The organism is Streptomyces sp. NPDC012827 (assembly GCF_042900905.1).
Lineage (GTDB): Bacteria > Actinomycetota > Actinomycetes > Streptomycetales > Streptomycetaceae > Streptomyces > Streptomyces gulbargensis.
Genome location: NZ_JBIBBY010000005.1, coordinates 161004 through 179715 on the forward strand (window position 1 = coordinate 161004; position 18712 = coordinate 179715).

General features: G+C 72.6%; 18 protein-coding genes and 1 riboswitch. Of the genes, 8 read left to right on the forward strand and 10 right to left on the reverse strand.

Going from position 1 to position 18712, the window contains the following annotated elements; translation table 11 throughout:
• Positions 1-21 precede the first annotated feature (21 nt).
• Positions 22-669 carry a response regulator transcription factor gene (locus ACFY60_RS13060; RefSeq protein WP_309050765.1) on the forward strand — a complete coding sequence of 216 codons (648 nt, stop codon included), beginning with the start codon at positions 22-24 and terminating at the stop codon, positions 667-669.
• Between the two features lie 94 nt (positions 670-763).
• Complete coding sequence (locus ACFY60_RS13065; RefSeq protein ID WP_388611719.1) at positions 764-1765, forward strand: 2-hydroxyacid dehydrogenase; 1002 nt, start codon at positions 764-766, stop codon at positions 1763-1765.
• Positions 1766-1841: 76 nt separating this feature from the next.
• Here the strand turns inward: ACFY60_RS13065 and ACFY60_RS13070 are convergent, their stop codons facing one another.
• The 3 genes from ACFY60_RS13070 to ACFY60_RS13080 all read right to left on the reverse strand — a co-directional run bounded on the left by ACFY60_RS13070 (position 1842) and on the right by ACFY60_RS13080 (position 6788).
• On the reverse strand, positions 1842-3728 hold the full coding sequence (locus tag ACFY60_RS13070; RefSeq protein WP_388611252.1) for an anthranilate synthase family protein: 1887 nt from the start codon (positions 3726-3728) through the stop codon (positions 1842-1844).
• Positions 3729-3847: 119 nt separating this feature from the next.
• Positions 3848-3904: a trp operon leader peptide gene (locus tag ACFY60_RS13075; RefSeq protein WP_352058830.1), complete on the reverse strand. Its 57-nt coding sequence runs from the start codon at positions 3902-3904 to the stop codon at positions 3848-3850.
• A gap of 94 nt (positions 3905-3998) precedes the next feature.
• Entirely contained in the window at positions 3999-6788 is a 2790-nt protein-coding gene (locus tag ACFY60_RS13080) for an N-acetylmuramoyl-L-alanine amidase (RefSeq protein WP_388611253.1), read from the reverse strand.
• A 208-nt stretch (positions 6789-6996) separates the two neighbouring features.
• On the opposite strand from ACFY60_RS13080, the gene ACFY60_RS13085 reads away from it, so the two are divergent.
• Both ACFY60_RS13085 and ACFY60_RS13090 read left to right on the forward strand, forming a co-directional pair.
• Positions 6997-8349, forward strand: a complete 1353-nt coding sequence (locus ACFY60_RS13085; RefSeq protein WP_388611255.1) for a class II 3-deoxy-7-phosphoheptulonate synthase — start codon at positions 6997-6999, stop codon at positions 8347-8349.
• A 122-nt stretch (positions 8350-8471) separates the two neighbouring features.
• On the forward strand, positions 8472-8729 hold the full coding sequence (locus ACFY60_RS13090; RefSeq protein ID WP_352058802.1) for a (2Fe-2S)-binding protein: 258 nt from the start codon (positions 8472-8474) through the stop codon (positions 8727-8729).
• A gap of 43 nt (positions 8730-8772) precedes the next feature.
• Here ACFY60_RS13090 and bfr read toward each other — a convergent pair whose 3' ends face one another.
• Positions 8773-9249 carry a bacterioferritin gene (gene bfr, locus ACFY60_RS13095; RefSeq protein ID WP_030493020.1) on the reverse strand — a complete coding sequence of 159 codons (477 nt, stop codon included), beginning with the start codon at positions 9247-9249 and terminating at the stop codon, positions 8773-8775.
• A 183-nt stretch (positions 9250-9432) separates the two neighbouring features.
• Between bfr and ACFY60_RS13100 the strand changes: the two genes are divergently transcribed.
• Entirely contained in the window at positions 9433-10113 is a 681-nt protein-coding gene (locus ACFY60_RS13100; RefSeq protein ID WP_388611256.1) for a sulfite oxidase-like oxidoreductase, read from the forward strand.
• 39 nt (positions 10114-10152) lie between these two features.
• On the opposite strand, the gene ACFY60_RS13105 is transcribed toward ACFY60_RS13100, so the two are convergent.
• The 6 genes from ACFY60_RS13105 to thiO all read right to left on the reverse strand — a co-directional run bounded on the left by ACFY60_RS13105 (position 10153) and on the right by thiO (position 15879).
• Complete coding sequence (locus ACFY60_RS13105; RefSeq protein WP_388611258.1) at positions 10153-10749, reverse strand: DUF4396 domain-containing protein; 597 nt, start codon at positions 10747-10749, stop codon at positions 10153-10155.
• 68 nt (positions 10750-10817) lie between these two features.
• Complete coding sequence (locus ACFY60_RS13110; RefSeq protein ID WP_388611260.1) at positions 10818-11693, reverse strand: deoxyribonuclease IV; 876 nt, start codon at positions 11691-11693, stop codon at positions 10818-10820.
• Between the two features lie 6 nt (positions 11694-11699).
• Positions 11700-13619, reverse strand: coding sequence for a Stk1 family PASTA domain-containing Ser/Thr kinase (gene pknB, locus ACFY60_RS13115; RefSeq protein ID WP_388611262.1), 1920 nt, complete (start codon positions 13617-13619; stop codon positions 11700-11702).
• Between the two features lie 99 nt (positions 13620-13718).
• Positions 13719-14513, reverse strand: a complete 795-nt coding sequence (locus ACFY60_RS13120; protein WP_388611264.1) for a thiazole synthase — start codon at positions 14511-14513, stop codon at positions 13719-13721.
• A gap of 5 nt (positions 14514-14518) precedes the next feature.
• A complete protein-coding gene (gene thiS, locus ACFY60_RS13125) occupies positions 14519-14719 on the reverse strand; it encodes a sulfur carrier protein ThiS (protein WP_309051727.1) in 201 nt (66 codons plus the stop codon).
• Positions 14716-15879: a glycine oxidase ThiO gene (thiO, locus tag ACFY60_RS13130; RefSeq protein ID WP_388611266.1), complete on the reverse strand. Its 1164-nt coding sequence runs from the start codon at positions 15877-15879 to the stop codon at positions 14716-14718. The genes thiS and thiO overlap by 4 nt, the downstream gene beginning before the upstream one ends.
• A riboswitch (TPP riboswitch) is annotated at positions 15877-15989 on the reverse strand. Its footprint overlaps the gene before it by 3 nt.
• 106 nt (positions 15990-16095) lie before the next feature.
• Here thiO and ACFY60_RS13135 point away from each other — a divergent pair.
• From ACFY60_RS13135 to thiE, 3 genes are all read left to right on the forward strand, one after another.
• Positions 16096-17310, forward strand: coding sequence for an NAD(P)/FAD-dependent oxidoreductase (locus ACFY60_RS13135; RefSeq protein WP_388611268.1), 1215 nt, complete (start codon positions 16096-16098; stop codon positions 17308-17310).
• Positions 17311-17353: 43 nt separating this feature from the next.
• The gene (locus ACFY60_RS13140) at positions 17354-17719 is read left to right on the forward strand and encodes an Rv2175c family DNA-binding protein (RefSeq protein WP_388611270.1); all 366 of its coding nucleotides are present in this window, start codon (positions 17354-17356) and stop codon (positions 17717-17719) included.
• Positions 17720-18046: 327 nt separating this feature from the next.
• On the forward strand, positions 18047-18706 hold the full coding sequence (gene thiE, locus ACFY60_RS13145) for a thiamine phosphate synthase (RefSeq protein WP_388611272.1): 660 nt from the start codon (positions 18047-18049) through the stop codon (positions 18704-18706).
• Positions 18707-18712 lie beyond the last annotated feature (6 nt).

Here is an 18712-nt window from a genome sequence, read left to right on the forward strand (position 1 = left end):
GCCGGACGGCCGATCAAGGTGATGGTGGTCGACGACCACCCGATGTGGCGCGACGCGGTCGCCCGCGACCTGGCGGAGGCGGACTTCGACGTGGCCGCCACGGCCGGCGACGGCGAACAGGCCGTCCGCCGCGCCCTGGCCGTCGCGCCCGACGTCCTCGTCCTCGACCTGAACCTGCCCGTCAAACCGGGCGTCCAGGTCTGCAAGGAACTCGTCGGCGCCCTGCCCGGCCTGCGGGTCCTGGTCCTGTCGGCGAGCGGCGAGCACGCCGACGTCCTGGAGGCGGTCAAGTCCGGCGCCACCGGCTACCTCCTCAAGTCGGCGAGCACCGAGGAGCTCATCGACGCCGTCCGCCGCACCGCCGCCGGCGACCCCGTCTTCACCCCGGGCCTGGCCGGGCTCGTCCTCGGCGAGTACCGGCGCCTGGCCGCCGAGCCGGCCCCGGCCCCCGGCACCGCCGAACCCGACGCCCCCCGCCTCACCGAGCGCGAGACCGAGGTCCTCCGCCTCGTCGCCAAGGGTCTCAGCTACAAGCAGATCGCCGAGCGCCTGGTCATCTCGCACCGCACCGTGCAGAACCACGTCCAGAACACGCTCGGCAAGCTCCAGCTGCACAACCGGGTCGAGCTGGTCCGGTACGCGATCGAGCGCGGCCTCGACGACGCCTGAGCCCGCCCCGCGCGCCGGGCGCGCCCCGGTGTCGGGCCGTATATTCACGGACGTACGGCCCGACACCGAACGGAACGGCACGAAGGGGACGCTCGTGGAGATCCTGGCCTTCGGCGTACAGGCGGACGAGAGGCCCCTCATCGAGGAGGCCTTCGCAGGACACCACGACGTCCGCTGCCTCGACGTCTTCCTCAACGAGGACACCGCCCCCATCGCCGCCGGCTACGAGATCGTCTCCACCAGCGTCAACGCGGTCCTGGACCACCGGGTCCTGCAGACCCTCGCCGCCGGCGGCACCCAGCTCATCGCCCAGCGCTCCACCGGCTTCAACAACATCGACCTGGACGTGGCCGAGCGCCTCGGCCTCACCGTCGCCCGGGTCTCGCACTACTCGCCGTACTCCGTGGCCGAGTTCGCCTGGACCCTCGCCATGGCCGTCAACCGGCGGATCGTCCGCGCCTCCAACCGCACCCGCGACTTCGACTTCCGGCTCGACGGGCTCATGGGCCGCGACCTGCGCGGCCGTACGGCCGGCGTCCTCGGCACCGGCAGGATCGGTGAGGCGTTCACCCGGATCGCCCACGGATTCGGCATGGAACTCCTCGGCTGGGACGTCACCGAGAACCCGGCCTGCCTCGACCTCGGCATGCGGTACGTCGACAAGGACCGGCTCCTCGCCGAGGCCGACCTCGTCAGCCTCCACGTCCCGCTGATGCCCGCCACCCACCACCTGCTCGACGCCACCGCCCTCAAAACCATGAAGGACGACGCCGTCCTGGTGAACTCCAGCCGCGGCGGACTCGTCGACACCGAGGCCCTCGTCACCGAACTCCGCGCGGGCCGCTTCACCGGGGTCGGCCTGGACGTGTACGAGGCGGAGGCCGGTCTCTTCTTCCTCGACAAGTCCCTGGAGGTCGTCGAGGACGACACCCTGGCCCGCCTCGTCACCTTCCCCAACGTGGTGGTCACCTCCCACCAGGCCTACTACACCCGCGACGCCGTCGGCCAGATCATCCAGGCCACCCTCCACAACGTCCTCGACCACCTCGCGGGGCGGCGCGGCGAGAACGTCCTCGTCCCCAGGGCGGCGGGCTGAGAACCGGCGGCGGGAGACCTCCGCCGAGGAGCCGACCCGCCGGAGCGGGCCGGCTCACGGTGCGGGGAACCGGCCGTCAGACCAGAACCCCCGCCAACAAGGCGGCCGTCAGGGCCGCGCCCTCCGTCGTGAGCACCGACTCCGGGTGGAACTGGACGCCCGCGAAGCCCGGCCCGCGCAGCGCGTGCACCTCCCCGGTCGCCGCGTCCCGGCTCACCTCGATCCGGTGCAGCGCCAGCTCCGTCGCCGCCCGGTCGTCGCAGCGGGCCGTGAAGCTGTTGTAGAAACCGACCGTCCGCTCCTGTCCGAACAGGTCGATCCGCAGCTGCGCGCCCTGGAACGGCACCCGCTTGCGGACGATCTTCAGACCCAGCTCCGCCGCGATCAGCTCATGGCCCAGGCACACCCCGAGCAGCCCGTGCCGGTGACCGCGCAGCAGCTCCGCCGTCAGCCCGCGCAGGAACCGCATCTTCGGGTCGGCCGCGTCCGAGGGGTTCCCCGGACCCGGGCCCAGCACCACGGGCCCCTCGTGGCCCAGCGCCAGCTCGCGCAGCCCCGGCTCGTCGTAGCGGAGCACCGACACGTCCAGGCCCGACGAGCGCAGCACGTGCGCCAGCATCGCCGTGAACGTGTCCTCCGCGTCGATCACCAGCGCGTGCCCGGACAGTTCCGCCGACCGGGTCTGCATCTTCAGCCAGAACGGAGCCAGGTCCGCCCGCCGCGCGTCCAGGGCCGCGCGGACCCGCGGATCGTCGGCCAGGCGGGGAGCCGTGAGCGCTGCCCCGTCCCGTGGCCGCCCCTCCCGCACCCCGAGCGCCGTCAGCACCCCCGCCGCCTTCGCGTGGGTCTCGGCCACCTCGCCCGCCGGGTCGGAGTTCCGGACCAGGGTGGCGCCCACCGGGACCCGCAGCCGCCCGTCCGCCGCGATGTCGGCGGTCCGGATGAGGATGGGGGAGTCGAGCGTCTGCGCCCCGCTCGCGTCCGTACCGAGCAGGGCGAGCGCCCCCGCGTAGTAGCCGCGGGCCACCCCGTCCGGCCCCACCGGCTCGTGCCGCTCGATCACCCGGCAGGCGTTCTGCACGGGGGAGCCGGTGACCGTGGCGGCGAACATGGTCTCCCGCAGCACCTCCCGCACGTCCAGCGAGGACCGGCCCCGCAGCTCGTACTCGGTGTGCGCGAGATGGGCCATCTCCTTCAGCCGGGGCCCGATCACCACCCCGCCCCGGTCCCCGACCGTGCACATCATCTTCAGTTCCTCGTCCACCACCATGGAGAGCTCCTCGGTCTCCTTGCGGTCGGCGAGGAACTCCAGCAGGTCCTCGGCGGTCGGCGCGGCCCCCGCCGGGTACCGGTACGTGCCGCTGATCGGGTTCATGACGACCGTGCCGCCCGCCATGCGCACATGCACCTCGGGGCTCGCCCCGACCAGCGTCCGCTCCCCGGTGTGCACGACGAAGGTCCAGTACGCGCCCCGCTCGCCCACCAGCAGCCGCCGGAACAGGGCCAGCGCGTCGGCCCGCCCGAAGCCGGGGATCTCCCCGGTGAAGGTCCGCCGGATCACGAAGTTCGCGCCCTCGCCGGCGCCGATCTCCTCGTCGATCACCCGCCGCACCGTCTGCGCGTACTCCTCGTCGGAGACGTCGAACCCGCCGTCCACGACGTCCACCGGGTGCGCGGGCAGCCGGTCGAGCACCTCCGCGAGCGGCAGCTCGTACGCCTCGTCGGCGACCAGCACCGAGAGCGGGGTGCCGTCGTCCCGTACGTCGAAGCCGCGCTCGCGGATCTGCCGGAACGGCACGAGCGCCAGCGCCGGCCGCGGTCCCACGGGCAGCTCGGCGAGCTTCCCCGCCTCGTGCACCGGGCCGATCAGCACCTCGACGGTGTCGTGGTCCCGGCCGGGCGTGCGCCGGCGCAGCAGGGCGAAGGGCGGGCAGGAGTCGTCCAGGAGACGGGAGAGGTCCATGTGTGTCGTCGTTCCTTCCGTGGGGTTCCGCCAGGAGTGCGGATGCGGAGAGGAACGGCCCCCGGGTACGAGAAAGGCCGCCCCTCGGGCGGCCTTCGCGAGTCTCGGTGTACGCGCAGTCAGTGGGCCGCCGGATGAGCGGTCCACCACCAGTCACGGGTCGAGTGCGCGAACATGCGAGCACTGTAGCCCACGGGGGCACGGCGACGGGGTCCGGTCCGCACCGTGGACGGTGCGGACCGGACCCCGTGATCCTGCCGGAGGCGTCGGTCAGAAGATCATGTTGTAGATCTGCCAGCCGTTGCCGACCTGGACGCGCGGCGGGAACGGCGCCGTCGGGTTGCCGTTGCTGGTGTACAGCCACAGCGCGCCGGAGGCGTCCCGGGCGACGACGTCCGGACGGCCGTCCTTGTTCAGGTCGCTCGGACCCAGGACGGAGTTGTATATCTGCCAGCCCGAGCCGATCTTGACGCGCGGCCCGAAGGGCTTGGTGCCGACGCCGGTGCCGTTGTACAGCCACAGCGCGCCGGAGGCCTCGCGGGCCATCACGTCCGGCTTGCCGTCACCCGTGAGGTCACCGGTGCTGACGATCGTGTTGTAGATCTGCCAGCCCGTACCGATCTTGACGCGCGGCCCGAGCGGGGCGCTCGGGTTGCCCGTTCCCGGGTACAGCCACAGGACGCCGGAGCTCTCGCGCCCGATCACGTCCGGCTTGCCGTCCCCGGTCTGGTCCCGCACGCCCACGATCTGGTTGAACACACCCCAGCCCGTGCCGGCCTTCACCCGCGCCTTGAACGGCGCGGACGGGTTGCCGCTGCCCGAGTAGTACCAGAGCGCCCCGTTGGGCTCCCGGGCGATCACGTCCCCGGTCCCGTCGGCCCGCAGCGCGGTCAGCGGCGTCACCAGGTTGTAGATCCCCCACCCGGTGCCCACCTTGTAGCGCGCCAGGAAGGGAGCCGTGGCGCTCCCGGTGCCCTGGTACTGCCAGAGGGCGCCGGAGGAGTCACGGGCGACGAGGTTGTAGCGGTTGGTGGTGGGGACGGGGGCGGCGGCGGGGACCACCTGGACGTCCGCCGACTGCACCCACGCCATGCGGTGGTTGTAGTGGATGGGGATGAACTTCGTCGTCCCCTGGACGCGGGTGCCGTCCTTGTCGTACGCGCTGGAGTAGTAGTCGCCGTACACCTCGGCGCCCGCCGCGACGTAGGCCTGGCCCGCCGGGATGGTGTACTTCGTCAGCGGGTCGGAGTTCTTGCCGTACGTACCGTCCTGCACGTTCACACCGGTACCGGTGTAGGCCGCCGGCTCGGGGTAGGCGCGTCCGTACACCTTGACCGGCGTCGTGCCGGCCGGCTTCACCACGGTCTTCGCGGTGTCGGCCAGGGAGGTGTACCGGCCGCCGGGGTTGTGGAACCACGCCTTTTGGGAGCCGTACCAGATGGCCGTCCAGTCGCCGGAGGTGCCGGCGACGACGTACTGGCTGCCGGCGACGACCTTGTTGCCCCAGTTGTCACCGCTGTTCCACACGGCCCCGGAGATGTACGGGTCCTTGATCGTGGGCGAGCTGGTGCTCGGCTCCGTGTAGAGGTACCCGAAGTTCGCCGGCTGCGCCGGGGCGGTCTTCCGCGTCACGACGCCGTCGACCTTCTCGGTGTACGTCAGCGACGGCTGGTTCTCCGAGGTGAACGGCGGAACCACGCGAACCGTCTGGCCGGCCGTCAGCGGACCGCCCGCGCCACCGGCGCCGGTCGGAGCGCCGATCTTGGCCATGAACCGGTTCCAGTCCCAGAACGGGCCCGGGTCCCAGTGGACGCCGGGAGCGTAGTAGTCGAGCACACCCGGGATCTCGTCGTGGCCGATGACGTGCTCACGCGTCAGCGGAACGTTGTACTTGGCCGCCAGGTACTTCACCATCTCCGCGGTGGTGTCGTACTGCGTCTCCTTGTACCAGTTGCTGCCGCCCTTGATGGCGTAGCCCTCGTGCTCGATGCCGATCGAGTGCATGTTGAGGGTCTTGTTGCCGGCGTGGAACGCCTCGTTCTTGGTCTCCACCATCTGGGTGACCCGGCCGTCGGCTCGGACGATGTAGTGGGCGCTGGCCCACTTGTTCGGGTCCTTGAAGACGCTCACGGCGCCGTCGTGCGTGCCCTCGACGTCGTGGATGACGATCTGGCGGATGTCGAAACCGCCGGTGCCGTACGGAACCCGGCTCGCGATGTTGTAGTTGCCCTTGTCCTGCACGTAGGCGGCCGGGTCGTAGACACAGGCCAGTCCGGTCGGGCACTCCGGCGTCACGGACGCCGTCGCCGCCGTCGTGACGGCCAGCGGGACGTTGGCCGGCTTGACCGGTTCCACCGTCGGGTCGGCCGGCAGGACGACTCGCTCGCCGTCCGTCGTGACCTCGGCCTCACCCGTCCTGATCGACTCGAAGACGCGCTTCGCGAACTGGTCGGCGCCCTTGCGGTCCTCGGACTGGCTGTAGCGGGCCACGGCCGGGTACCAGTCGCCCGGCTCCTCCGACAGCTCGGCGCCGGCCTGCTTCTGGTACTCCGCGAGCAGCGCCGCGCCGGCCCGGATCGAGGCCTCGGTGTCGTTCTGTACGGACTCGGTGGAGCTGTCGATCAGCTCGGCGGCCTTGTCCAGGGTGTGCAGCCGGGGGTCGTCGGTGTCGACCTCCTGGTGGGGTACGGGGGCGAGCAGCTTCTTCTTGTCGATCTTCTTGTCGACCGACGGGTCGCCGGTGCCGTTCACGAGGTGCTCGATGTGATCGTCGTGATCCTCGAGGTCCTCCGGGTCGACCTTCGTCAGGCCCATGACGTTGTAGTCGCCCGTGACGCTGGGCTGCCCGTCGTGCGACTCCCACCGCGTCTGGCGGTACGACACCGCCATCAGCACGCTCTGCGGTACGTCGAACTCCTCCGCCGCCGCCGCGAACTGCGCCTGCAGCGAGGCGTCGCCGCCCGCCGCCGGGCTGCCGGCCGCGCCGATCAGGCCCGGGGAGGCGACCGCGATGGTGCCGATGGTGGCCGTGGCGACGACGGCCGCCGCCGCTCCGTACAAGAGTCGTTTCTTCTTACGATCCCTGCGGTGCCTCTGGGTCACACCCACCCCTGTGGTCTCGGCTATGTTGTTGGGGAATGTTTGCGGTAAACGGGCCGAGGGTAACACCACCCGATGGCGTGAAGATCGCCGCGCGACATATCGGGCCCGCGTCTCAGTCACTGGGCACCGGACAGGACCGGACGAAGAACCCCGTACTGTGGTGCATGTGACCGTGAACGCCGATTCCCACGCCGTCGCCAAGGCGACCTGGCGAGACCTGCCCGCGGCGCAGCAGCCCGAGTACCCCGATGCCGAGGCTCTGCGCGATGTGATCGCGGACCTCGAGTCGTATCCTCCGCTCGTCTTCGCCGGCGAGTGCGACCAGCTGCGCGCCCGGATGGGAGCCGTCGCCCGTGGCGAGGCGTTCCTGCTCCAGGGCGGCGACTGCGCCGAGGCCTTCGACGCCGTGTCCGCCGACCACATCCGGGCCAAGCTCAAGACGCTGCTCCAGATGAGCGCCGTCCTCACCTACGCGGCCTCCGTGCCCGTGGTGAAGGTCGGTCGCATCGCGGGGCAGTACTCCAAGCCCCGTTCGAAGCCGACCGAGACCCGCGACGGAGTCACCCTCCCGACCTACCGGGGCGACTCCGTCAACGGCTTCGACTTCACCGAGGCCGCCCGCATCCCGGACCCCGAGCGCCTGAAGCGGATGTACCACGCCTCCGCCTCCACGCTCAACCTGGTGCGCGCCTTCACCACCGGTGGTTACGCCGACCTGCGCCAGGTGCACGCCTGGAACCAGGACTTCGTGAAGTCCTCGCCCTCCGGGCAGCGCTACGAGCAGCTGGCCCGCGAGATCGACAACGCGCTGAACTTCATGAAGGCCTGCGGCACCGACCCGGCCGAGTTCCGCGCGGTGGAGTTCTACGCCTCCCACGAGGCCCTGCTCCTCGACTACGAGGGCGCCCTGACCCGTACCGACTCGCGCACGGGCAAGCTGTACGACACGTCCGGCCACATGGTCTGGATCGGTGAGCGCACCCGCCAGCTGGACCACGCCCACATCGAGTTCGCCTCGCGGATCGCGAACCCGATCGGCATCAAGCTGGGCCCCTCCACCTCGGTGGACGAGGCGCTCACCTACATCGACCGCCTCGACCCCGAGCGCGAGCCGGGCCGGCTGACCTTCATCGTCCGCATGGGCGCCGACAAGGTCCGCGACAAGCTGCCCGAGCTGGTCGAGAAGGTCACGGCCTCCGGCGCGACCGTCGCCTGGGTGACCGACCCGATGCACGGCAACACCTTCGAGGCCGCGTCCGGGCACAAGACGCGCCGCTTCGACGACGTGCTGGACGAGGTCAAGGGCTTCTTCGAGGTCCACAAGGCCCTCGGCACCCACCCCGGCGGCATCCACGTCGAGCTGACCGGTGACGACGTCACCGAGTGCGTGGGCGGCGGCGACGAGATCTTCGTCGACGACCTGCACCAGCGCTACGAGACGGCCTGCGACCCGCGGCTCAACCGCAGCCAGTCGCTGGACCTGGCCTTCCTGGTGGCGGAGATGTACCGCGATCAGTAGGGAGCTTCCTACGACGATGGGGCGCGGATCCTTGTGATCCGCGCCCCATCGTCGTCGGTGGGGCTTTTGGCCCCCGCTGCCGCCGGGTAAGGTTAGGTAAACCTAATCGATCTCGGCGGGAGGTGAATCGCGTGTACGTCTGCTCGTGCTTCGGTGTCACGGAGAAGCAGGTCAAGGAGCACGCGGACGCGGGCGCCTGTACACCCCGCCAGATCGCCTCGGCCTGCAAGGCCGGCACGGACTGCGGTTCGTGCGTGCGCCGCATCCAGGCCATCCTCGGCCGCGGCAGCTGCCCGCGGCGCGACCTCCTCGACCAGGGCATGCCCGCCCTCGCGGCCGACGTCACCCCGGAGGTCACCGAGCTCGGGGAAGCCGCTTAGAGCCCCGGTCCGCCGCCGTGCGCGAGAGCCGGCCGCGGACCGCTCAGCTCGGCTGCTCGATCAGCGTCGACAGGTAGAGCGCCTCGCCCAGGGACTCGATCAGCTCCAGCTGCGTGTCCAGGTAGTCGATGTGGTGCTCCTCGTCGGCGAGGATCTCCTCGAAGAGGTTGGCGGACGTGATGTCCCCCTTCGCGCGCATCACCTCGATGCCCCGCTTCAGGCGGTCGATCGCCTCCACCTCGACCTGCCGGTCGGCCTGGAACATCTCCGTGACCGTCTGGCCCACCCGGACGTGGAAGAGACGCTGGTAGTTGGGCAGGCCGTCGAGCATCAGGATGCGCTCGGTCAGCTTGTCCGCGTGCTTCATCTCGTCGATGGACTCTTCGCGGGTGTACTTGGCGAGCTTCGTCCACCCCTTGTTGTCCTGGATGCGGTAATGCAGCCAGTACTGGTTGATGGCCGTCAGCTCGCCGGTCAGCTGCTCGTTGAGGAACTCGAGGACCTCGGGGTCGCCCTGCATCGCAGAGGCTCCTTCCACTTCCACGTCGCGTGTTCGTGCCGTCACTGGGCAGGTTGGCCGCATCCTCGCACTCCGAATGGGTGGCGTCCAGTAAGTGCACGCTTAGTAGGAGTTGCCCGAATCGGTACGGGGGAAGTGGTGGCTGGTCATGACCACCCCTCGCCGTCTGTCACCATGGATGACATGGGTCAGCCGGAGAGCGGAGCACACCGGGAAGCGGAGCGGTCGGATCGTTCTCCGGAGAATTCGCCGGACCCCGCCACGGGATTTCCGCCGGACCTGCCGCCCGGGCAGCGCCTCCAGCGCGGCTGGCCGGTCACCCACTACGGGCCCGTCCCCAAGTTCAAGCCGGACCGCTGGGAGTTCCGGGTCTTCGGTGCGACGGCCGACGGCGACAAGCGGTGCTGGAACCACGAGGAGTTCTCGGCGCTGCCGTTCTCCACGGTCGTGGCCGATCTGCACTGCGTCACGAAATTCAGCATGGTGGGGGCCGAATGGGGCGGCGTGCCCGCCCGGACCATCCTGGAGCTCGCGCCGCCGGCGCCCCATGTCACCCATGTGATGGTCTGGGCCGAGTACGGCTACAGCGCCAACATGCGGCTCGCCGACTTCGCCTCGGAACGTACGATCTTCGCCACCCACAAGGACGGCGAACTGCTCACCGCCGAGCACGGCTTCCCGCTGCGGCTGATCGTCCCGCACCTGTACGCCTGGAAGGGCCCCAAGTGGGTCCGCGGCGTCGAGTACATGGCCGCCGACCGCCGGGGCTTCTGGGAGGAGCGCGGCTACCACAACCTCGGGGACCCCTGGCGGGAGCAGCGCTACTCGTACCAGGAGGAACCGGGCGACGGCCCGGAACTCTAGGAGTCCGGGCCCCGGTCCGCCGGCGGGTCGTACGGCCGGTCAGTGGTGGTACCGGTGCACCACCGCGTGACCCTTGCCGCGGCCGATCATCCACTTGTTCACCGGCGTGGTGAGCAGGAAGGCCACGAGGAAGGCGACCGCGAGCGCGCCCCAGAAGAGGCCGTCCGTCAGGTGCGCGTCCATGGCGCCGGGAATCAGCAGCAGCATTCCGTTGTCGACGATCTCCATGACCGTGATCGAGATCGTGTCGGCGGCGAGCGCGACACCGATCGCGGCCTTGAGGGTGAGGCCCGCGCGCCGCACGGCGAACAGGGTCAGCGAGTAGCCGAAGAGGAACGCCAGGGCGATGGCGAGGGCCATGGTGGGGGCGTTGCCCCAGCCCAGGGCCGTACCGATGATCATGCCGAGGACCTCGCCGATGGCGCAGCCGGTGAGGCAGTGCAGCGTGGCCTTGGCCGCCATGGCCCAGGAGACCTTGCCGGGGGTGTGCTGGTGACCGCCGTGCCCTCCGTGGCCGTGGTGACGGGCCTGGGCCTCGTGGCCGGCGTGAGCCTCGTGGTCGGCGTGACCGTCGTGGTGGCCGTCGTGGGCCTCGTGGCGGGTGTGGTCGTGACGGGCGTGCGCTTCGTGCTGCATGGGGTGCCCCCAACCTCGGGTAGCGGTTCCTGCCGACACAGGAACCGTATACCCCCTAGGGGTATTCCTCAAGGGGAGAGGATCACCGAGGACCCGCTCCGCAGCTTCTTCAGGAGTTCCACGTCCGCGAGGTGGCCCTCCTTCCCGCCCGGCGTCTCGATGACCAGCGGGACCCCCTCCGTCGCCGGATGGGCCAGCAGCTCCCGGAACGCCTCCTCGCCTATGTGCCCCGCGCCGATGTTGGCGTGCCGGTCCTTGTGGGCGCCCACCACGTCCTTCGAGTCGTTGGCGTGGATCAGCTTCAGCCGGCCCTCACCGACCGTGCCCACCAGCAGGTCCAGCGTCTGCGCGGCTCCGTGCGGGCCGGTCAGGTCGTGCCCGGCCGCGAAGATGTGGCAGGTGTCGAGACAGACGCCCAGCTTCGGGTGGCGGTCGAGCGCGTCGAAGTACGGACCGAAGTCCCAGGTGCGGGAGCAGAGCGAGGAGCCCTGGCCGGCCGTGGACTCCAGGAGCAGGTCCGGGTCGTCCGGACGGGTCAGTTCGTCGAGGAGCGGCAGCATCCGCTCCCGTACCTGGGCGAGCGCCACCTCGCGCGGGCGGCCGCCGGTGGCGGAGCCGGTGTGCACGACCACGCCCCGGGCGCCGATCTCCCGCGCCCGGCGCAGCGAGTGCCGCAGCGACTCCACCGACCTCTCCACGGTGGCTTCGGTGTGGGAGCCGAAGTTGATGAGGTACGGGGCGTGGACCCAGGCCGATGTCGCCGTGGCCTCGCACTCCGCGCGGAACCGTTCGTCCTGGGCCGGGTTGCCCGGCGGGGTGGCCCAGCCGCGCGGGTTGGCGACGAAGACCTGGACGGCCTCGGCGCCGAGTTCGCGGGCGTAGCCCAGTCCGACCGTGGCGAGACCGCCGGCCACGGGCACATGGCCGCCGACGGGGTTGCGCATGAGTTCTCAGAGTCCCTTGATCGTGATCGTGACGGTGGAGCCCTCGGCGGCCTCCGAGCCGCCCTCCACCGACTGGCGGGCGACCGTGTCGCCCAGGAAGGGGAAGGACTTCTCGACCTTCACCTCGAAGCCCGCGTCCTCCAGGGCCGTCCGGGCGTCGGCGGTCGACTCCCCGGTGACGTCCGGGACCTCCACCATCCGGGGGCCCTGGGAGACGGTGAGCGTGATCGTGTCCCCCTCGGCGGCCCGGCTGCCCTCGGCGAGCGACTGGGCGGCGACCGCCCCCGCGTCCTCGGCCGAGTGCACCCGCTCCGGGTCGACCCGCACCGTCAGACCCGCCTCCTGGAGGGCGGCGGTGGCGTCCGGGACGCTCTCGCCGACGACGTCCGGCACCTCGACCGGGGTGCCCTTGCTGACCACCAGGGCCACGGCCGAGTCCGGGGCGCGCTCGGTGCCCGGCTCCGGGTCCGTACGGAGCACGGCCCCCTTCGCGACGGACTCGCTGAACGCGGTGGTGATGACCCCCGGCGCCAGGCCCTCCTTCGCCAGCAGCCGCTTCGCCTCCGCGAGCGGCTTGTTCCTGAGGTTGGGGACCTTCACGACCCGCGGGCCGCGCGAGAGCGTGAGGGTGACCGTGCCGTTGCCGCGGACGCGCTCGCCGGGCGCCGGGTCGGCGGCCATGACGGTGCCGCGCTCGTACACGTCGCTGAACGCGCGCTGCGTCGTGCCGACCTCCAGACCGGCCTCGGCGAGACGTTTCGCCGCCGCCTCCTCGGTCTGGCCGAGGACGGCCGGGACCCGCGTGAACTGGCCCGAGTTGATGTACCAGACCCCGGCGCCGAGACCGAGGACGAGCAGCAGCGCCGCCACGATCATCAGCGGGCCCCGGGGCGGCCGTCGGCGCGCGGCGGGCGCCGCCACCGGCTCCGGCGCGGGCTCCGGCACGGCCAGCCGGCTGGTGTGCCGCACCGGCTGCGGGTCCGGCGCGGCCGGTACGGCCCGGGGGATCACGCTGGTGCGGTCCTCGGCGGTGTCCCGGTCCTCCGCGCGGGCCCGTGGCGGCGCGGTGTCCAGCTGCTCCTCCGTGAGCGCCGCCCGGGCCTGGAGGACGAGGGCCAGCAGCGCGACGGCGTCGTGCGGCCGGACCTCGGGGTTGCGGGCGGTCGCCGCGGCGACCAGCTCGTCCAGCTCCAGGGCGAGACCGGGCACGTCGGCCGAGGGCGCGGGCACGTCGGTGTGCAGATGCCGGTAGAGCACCTGGGCGGGCGTGTCACCGGAGTGCGGCCTGCCGCCCGTGAGCATCTCGTACAGGACGACGCCGCAGGCGTACACGTCGGCGCGGGTGTCGGCCGTGCCGTGCTCGATCTGTTCCGGTGCCAGGTACGAGACGGTGCCGAGGACCGAACCGGTGGTGGCCGTCGCCGTCCCCACGGCCCTGACCAGACCGAAGTCGGCCACCTTCACCCGGCCGTCGTCCCCTATCAGGACGTTCTCCGGCTTCATGTCCCGGTGCACGAACCCGGCCCGGTGCGCGGCGCCGAGCGCGGCGAGCACCGGCTCCAGGATGTCGAGCGCCGCGCGGGGCCGCAGCGCGCCGCGCTCCCGGAGCACGTCCCGGAGCGTGCAGCCCTCGACGTACTCCATGGCCAGGTAGACGTAGGCGTCCTCGGCGCCCTGGTCGAAGACCCCGACGACGTTGGGGTGCGCGAGCCGGGCGACGGACTTCGCCTCGCGGATGAAACGCTCGACGAAGGCGGCGTCCGCCGCGAGCGAGGGGTGCATCACCTTGAGCGCGAGGACGCGGTCGAGGCGGGTGTCGACGGCCCGGTAGACCGTGGCCATCCCGCCGACGGCGATGCGCGCGTCGACGCGGTAGCGGCCGTCGAGCAGCCGCCCGACGAGGGGGTCCTGGAGGGTCGTGTCCACGGCGTCGAGTCTACGAGCCGCCCGGCGGCCCCCCGCCCGGGTCCCGCCCCACTGCGACGCACCTGTGACGCACCCCGCACCCCGCACCCGGCCCCGGGCTCAGAACGCCGGGCGCTCCGGGTCCAGGTGGGCGCGGCCCTCGTGGGGGGAGGAGGCCTCCGCGAAGTGGCGGCGGGGGATGCGGCCGGCGCGGCGGGCGAGGCGGCCCGCCTCGACCGCGTGCCGCATCGCCGCCGCCATCAGCACCGGCTCCTGCGCCCGCGTCACCGCCGACGCCAGCATCACCGCCTCGCAGCCCAGCTCCATCGCGAGCGCCGCGTCCGACGCCGTACCGGCCCCCGCGTCGAGGATCACCGGCACCCCCGCCCGCTCCACGATGAGCTCGAAGTTGTGCGGGTTGCGGATGCCGAGCCCCGAACCGATCGGGGAACCGAGCGGCATGATCGCCGCGCACCCCACGTCCTCCAGCTTCCGCGCGAGAACGGGGTCGTCGTTGGTGTACGGCAGCACGGTGAAGCCCTCGTCCACGAGGGTCTCCGCCGCGTCGAGGAGCTCCACCGTGTCCGGCAGCAGCGTCCGCTCGTCCGCCACCACCTCCAGCTTGATCCAGTCGGTGCCGAGCGCCTCCCGGGCGAGCCGGGCGGTCAGGACGGCCTCGCCCGCCGTGAAGCAGCCCGCCGTGTTGGGCAGGACCCGGACGCCGAGCCGCTCCAGGACGGAGAGGACCGAGCCGCGCACCGTCGGGTCCAGGCGCCGCATGGCGACGGTGGTCAGCTCCGTACCGCTCGCGACGAGGGAGCGCTCCAGGACGTCCAGGCTGGGCGCGCCGCCCGTCCCCATGATGAGACGGGAGGAGAACTCCGTACCGCCGAGGACGAACACGTCGTCGGACATCGCGCTCAGCCCCCCTGCACCGCGGTGAGGACCTCGACCCGGTCGCCGTCACCGAGCAGCGTCGCCGCCCACTCGCCGCGCGGCACGACCGTCTCGTTGACGGCCGCGGCCACCCCGGTGGGCGCCGTGGTCAGGGTGGCGACGAGGGCGTCGAGGGAGACGGGGCCGTCCAGGACCCGGGCCTCTCCGTTCACGGACACGTTCATACGGGCTGCTCCTGTCGTACGGGAGGGGCGGAGGAGAAACGGAGGGGGGAGAAGGGGCGCGCCTCGTCGGGGAGGACGCCCGTGGCGAGGACCTCCGCCATGACGTCGCCGGTGACGGGGGTGAGCAGCACCCCGTTGCGGTAGTGGCCGGTGGCCAGGTGGAGGCCGGGCAGGGCGCTCGGGCCAAGCATCGGCGCGTTGTCGGGCGAGCCGGGGCGCAGCCCGGCGAGGGTCTCGGTGAGCGGCAGCTCGGTCAGTCCGGGGACGAGTTCATGCGCGTCCCGCAGCAGCTCGTACACCCCGCCCGCCGTGACGGTGGTGTCCCAGCCGAGCTCCTCGCTGGTGGCGCCCACGACCAGCTCGCCGTCGGCGCGGGGGACGAGGTAGACGTGGCTGCCCCGGACCACGGCCCGCACGGTCCGGGAGAGGAAGGGGGCGTACGCGGGCGGCACCCGCAGCCGCAGCACCTGCCCCTTCACGGGGCGCACCGGCGGCAGCACCTCCTCCGGCACGCCGGCGAGCCGCCCGCTCAGACTGCCCGCGGCCAGCACGACCTGACCGGCGCTCAGCTCCCCGCCGCCCTCCAGGAGGACCCCGGTCGCCCGGTCCCGTACCACCACCAGCCGCTCCGCGCGGGCGCGGTGGAGGACCACCCCGGCCCGCTCGCAGGCGACGACGAGCGCGGCGGCGAGCCGGCGCGGGTCGACCTGGTGGTCGCCGTCGACCCGCAGGCCGCCGCGCACGCCCGGCGCCAGCATCGGTTCGAGGCGCCGGCACTCCCGTCCGCTCAGCCACGCGGACGCCAGTCCGCAGCGGGTCTGGAGGGCGTGCAGTTCCCGCAGGTGGGCGCGGTCGTCGGCGTCGAGCGCGACGGCGAGCGTGCCGCAGGCGCGGTAGCCGACACCGTGGCCGGCGGCCTCCTCCAGCTCGGCGACGAACGCGGGATAGCGCGCCGCGGAGGCGAGGTTCAGCCCCAGCAGGGTCTCCTCGCCGTAGTGCAGTTCGGTGACGGCGGCGAGCATCCCGGCCGCGACCCGGGCGGCCCCGCCGCCGGGCTCCGGGTCGACGACCGCGGCGCGCAGCCCGCGCCGCGCCGCCCGCCAGGCCGTGACCAGGCCGATGATGCCGCCCCCGACCACGAGGACATCGGAAGAACGCATGGGCGTCCAGCCCCTCCCTTCGCCGGCATGACCCGGATCAGGTTCGTACGGTCGGAGGCCGGCCAGCCTCCCTCTCAGCCCGGTGCGTCCGGGCTCCCGCGAGTGCTTCACGTCGGTGGCCAGACTAACCCCCGCCCCCCGGGGCCGGTACAGCCCGTCCCCGGGACCGGTACGCCCCTGAAGGCTGACGTGTCGTCAGCTGCGTATGGTGGTCCGGTGAGCGAGCACCAGCAGACCCCGAGGCACGTCGTGATCGCCGGAGCCGGGATGGCGGGCGTGCAGACCGCCGTCGCCCTGCGCGAGCAGGGCTTCACCGGCGCGGTGACCCTGATCGGAGCCGAACCCCACCAGCCCTACGACCGTCCCCCGCTCTCCAAGGCGGTCCTCCTGGGCAAGGCCGAGGGCTCCGCCTTCGACATCGACTTCGCCGACCTGGACATCGACCTCCGGCTCGGCCTGGAGGCCGTCGCCCTGCGCCCCGGCGACCGCGAGATCGACACCGGCGCCGGGCCCGTCCCGTACGACGCCCTGGTGCTCGCCACCGGCGCCCACCCGGTCCCCCTGCCGGGCGCCGAGGGCGTCCCCGGCGTCCATCTGCTCCGCACCCTGGACGACGCCCTGCGCCTCGCCCCCGTCCTCGAACGGCGGAAGACCGTCGTGGTCGTCGGCGCCGGCTGGATCGGCGCCGAGTTCGCCACCGCCGCCCGGGAGGCGGGCTGCGCCGTCACCGTCGTCGAGGCCGCCGAACGGCCGCTCGGCGACGCCCTGCCCGCCGAGGTCACCGCCTTCATGGCCGGCTGGTACGCCGAGCGCGGCGCCGACCTCCTCACCCACGCGCGCGTGGCGACCGTCCGTCCCGGCGCCGTCGTCCTGGACGACGGCCGGGAACTCGCCGCCGACGCGGTCGTCGTCGGCATCGGAGCCCGCCCCGCCACCGGCTGGCTCGCCGGCTCCGGCATCGCCCTCGACCCGGACGGCGCCGTGACCGCCGACGACCGGCTGCGCACCTCCCTGCCCGACGTGTACGCCGTCGGTGACTGCGCCTCCTTCCCCTCCGCCCGCTACGGCGCCCGGCTCCTCGTCCACCACTGGGACAACGCCCTCCAGGGCCCGCGCACGGTCGCCGCCGACATCCTGGGCGCGCTGCCGGAGCCGTACGACCCGGTGCCGTACTTCTGGTCCGAGCAGTTCGGCCGGTTCGTCCAGTACGCGGGACGCCACGCGGACGCCGACGGAACGGTGTGGCGCGGGGACCCCTCCTCGGAGGCCTGGAGCGTGCTGTGGCTGCGCGGAGGGGTGCCCGTCGCCCTGCTGGCCGTGGGCCGGCCCCGCGACCTGGCCCAGGGCCGCAAGCTCATCGAGACCGCCACGCCCGTCGACCCGGAGCGCGCCGCCGACCCGGCCGTCCCCCTGAAGGCGGCCGTCCGGTAGGGCCCGACTACCGGCTGTCGGTCCGGGATGGCACGCTTGTCCCGTGACCGAGATTGACGAAAAGATCGATGCTCTCGTCCCCGCGTGGCTCTACCTCCCCGACATCGCGGAGATGCTGGACGTCGAGGTGACGCGTGTCCGGCAGCTGGTCAAGGACGGCCAGCTCATCGCCGTACGCCGCGGGGAGAACAACGCCCTGCAGGTGCCGGCCGCCTTCATCCAGGGCGACAAGGTCGTCAAGGGCCTCGCCGGCACCCTGACGCTGCTGCGGGACGACGGCTTCAACGACGAGGAAATGCTGGAGTGGCTGTTCACTCCGGACCCGAGCCTGCCGGGCACGCCCGCGCAGGCGCTCGCCGAGAACCGCGGCACGGAGGTGAAGCGCCGCGCCCAGGCGCTCGCTGTCTGACCCGCCGGAACGGCGCGCCCCGCGCGGGGCGGCGCTGACGCGACCGATGACACCCCGCCCCGCCGAGGGGCGGGGTGTCGTGCCTTGCGCGCCGTGCCCCCGGTCCCGCGCCCGTCGCCGGGGCCCCGCCGGGTCCCGCCCCCGGGCATCCGGCCTCCGCCTGCCCGTGCCCCCTCCCGCACCGGCCCCCCACCGGCCTCCGGTCGTGCCCCCACCCGCTACCGTGGCGGCCGCGCGGCTCGACAACAGCGACAGATCCAGCAGCGGGCGCGGCGGTGGGCCATCGGTCGGCGTCGTGCCGGCACCACCCGATGGGGGGACCCAGCCATGCCCACACCCCGTGAGCGACTCGCCGACGCCCGGCTCTACCTGTGTACCGACGCGCGCAAGCGGCAGGGCGACCTGCCCGAGTTCCTCGACGCCGTGCTCTCCTCCGGCGTCGACGTCGTGCAGCTGCGCGACAAGGGCATGGAGGCCGCCGAGGAGCTGGAGCACCTCGCCGTCCTCGCCGACGCCTGCCGGCGCCACGGCACGCTCCTGGCCGTGAACGACCGGGCCGACGTGGCCCACGCGATCGGCTCCGACGTCCTCCACCTCGGCCAGGGCGACCTCCCCGTGCCCGCCGCCCGCGCGATCCTCGGCGACGAGGTGCTCATCGGCCGTTCCTGCCACGCCGAGACCGAGGTGGCCGCGGCCGCCGCCGAGCCCGGCGTGGACTACTTCTGCACCGGCCCCTGCTGGCCCACGCCCACCAAGCCCGGCCGGTACGCGCCGGGCCTCGGGCTCGTCCGGTACGCGGCGGGCCTCGCCCAGGACCGCCCCTGGTTCGCCATCGGCGGCATCGACGCCGCCAACCTGGACGAGGTCCTGGACGCCGGCGCGCGCCGGATCGTCGTCGTCCGGGCGATCACGGAGGCCGACGACCCGGCCGCCGCGACCGCCGCCCTCGCCCGGCGCGTCCGCGAGCGGACCGCCGCGGCGGCGTAGCGCCCG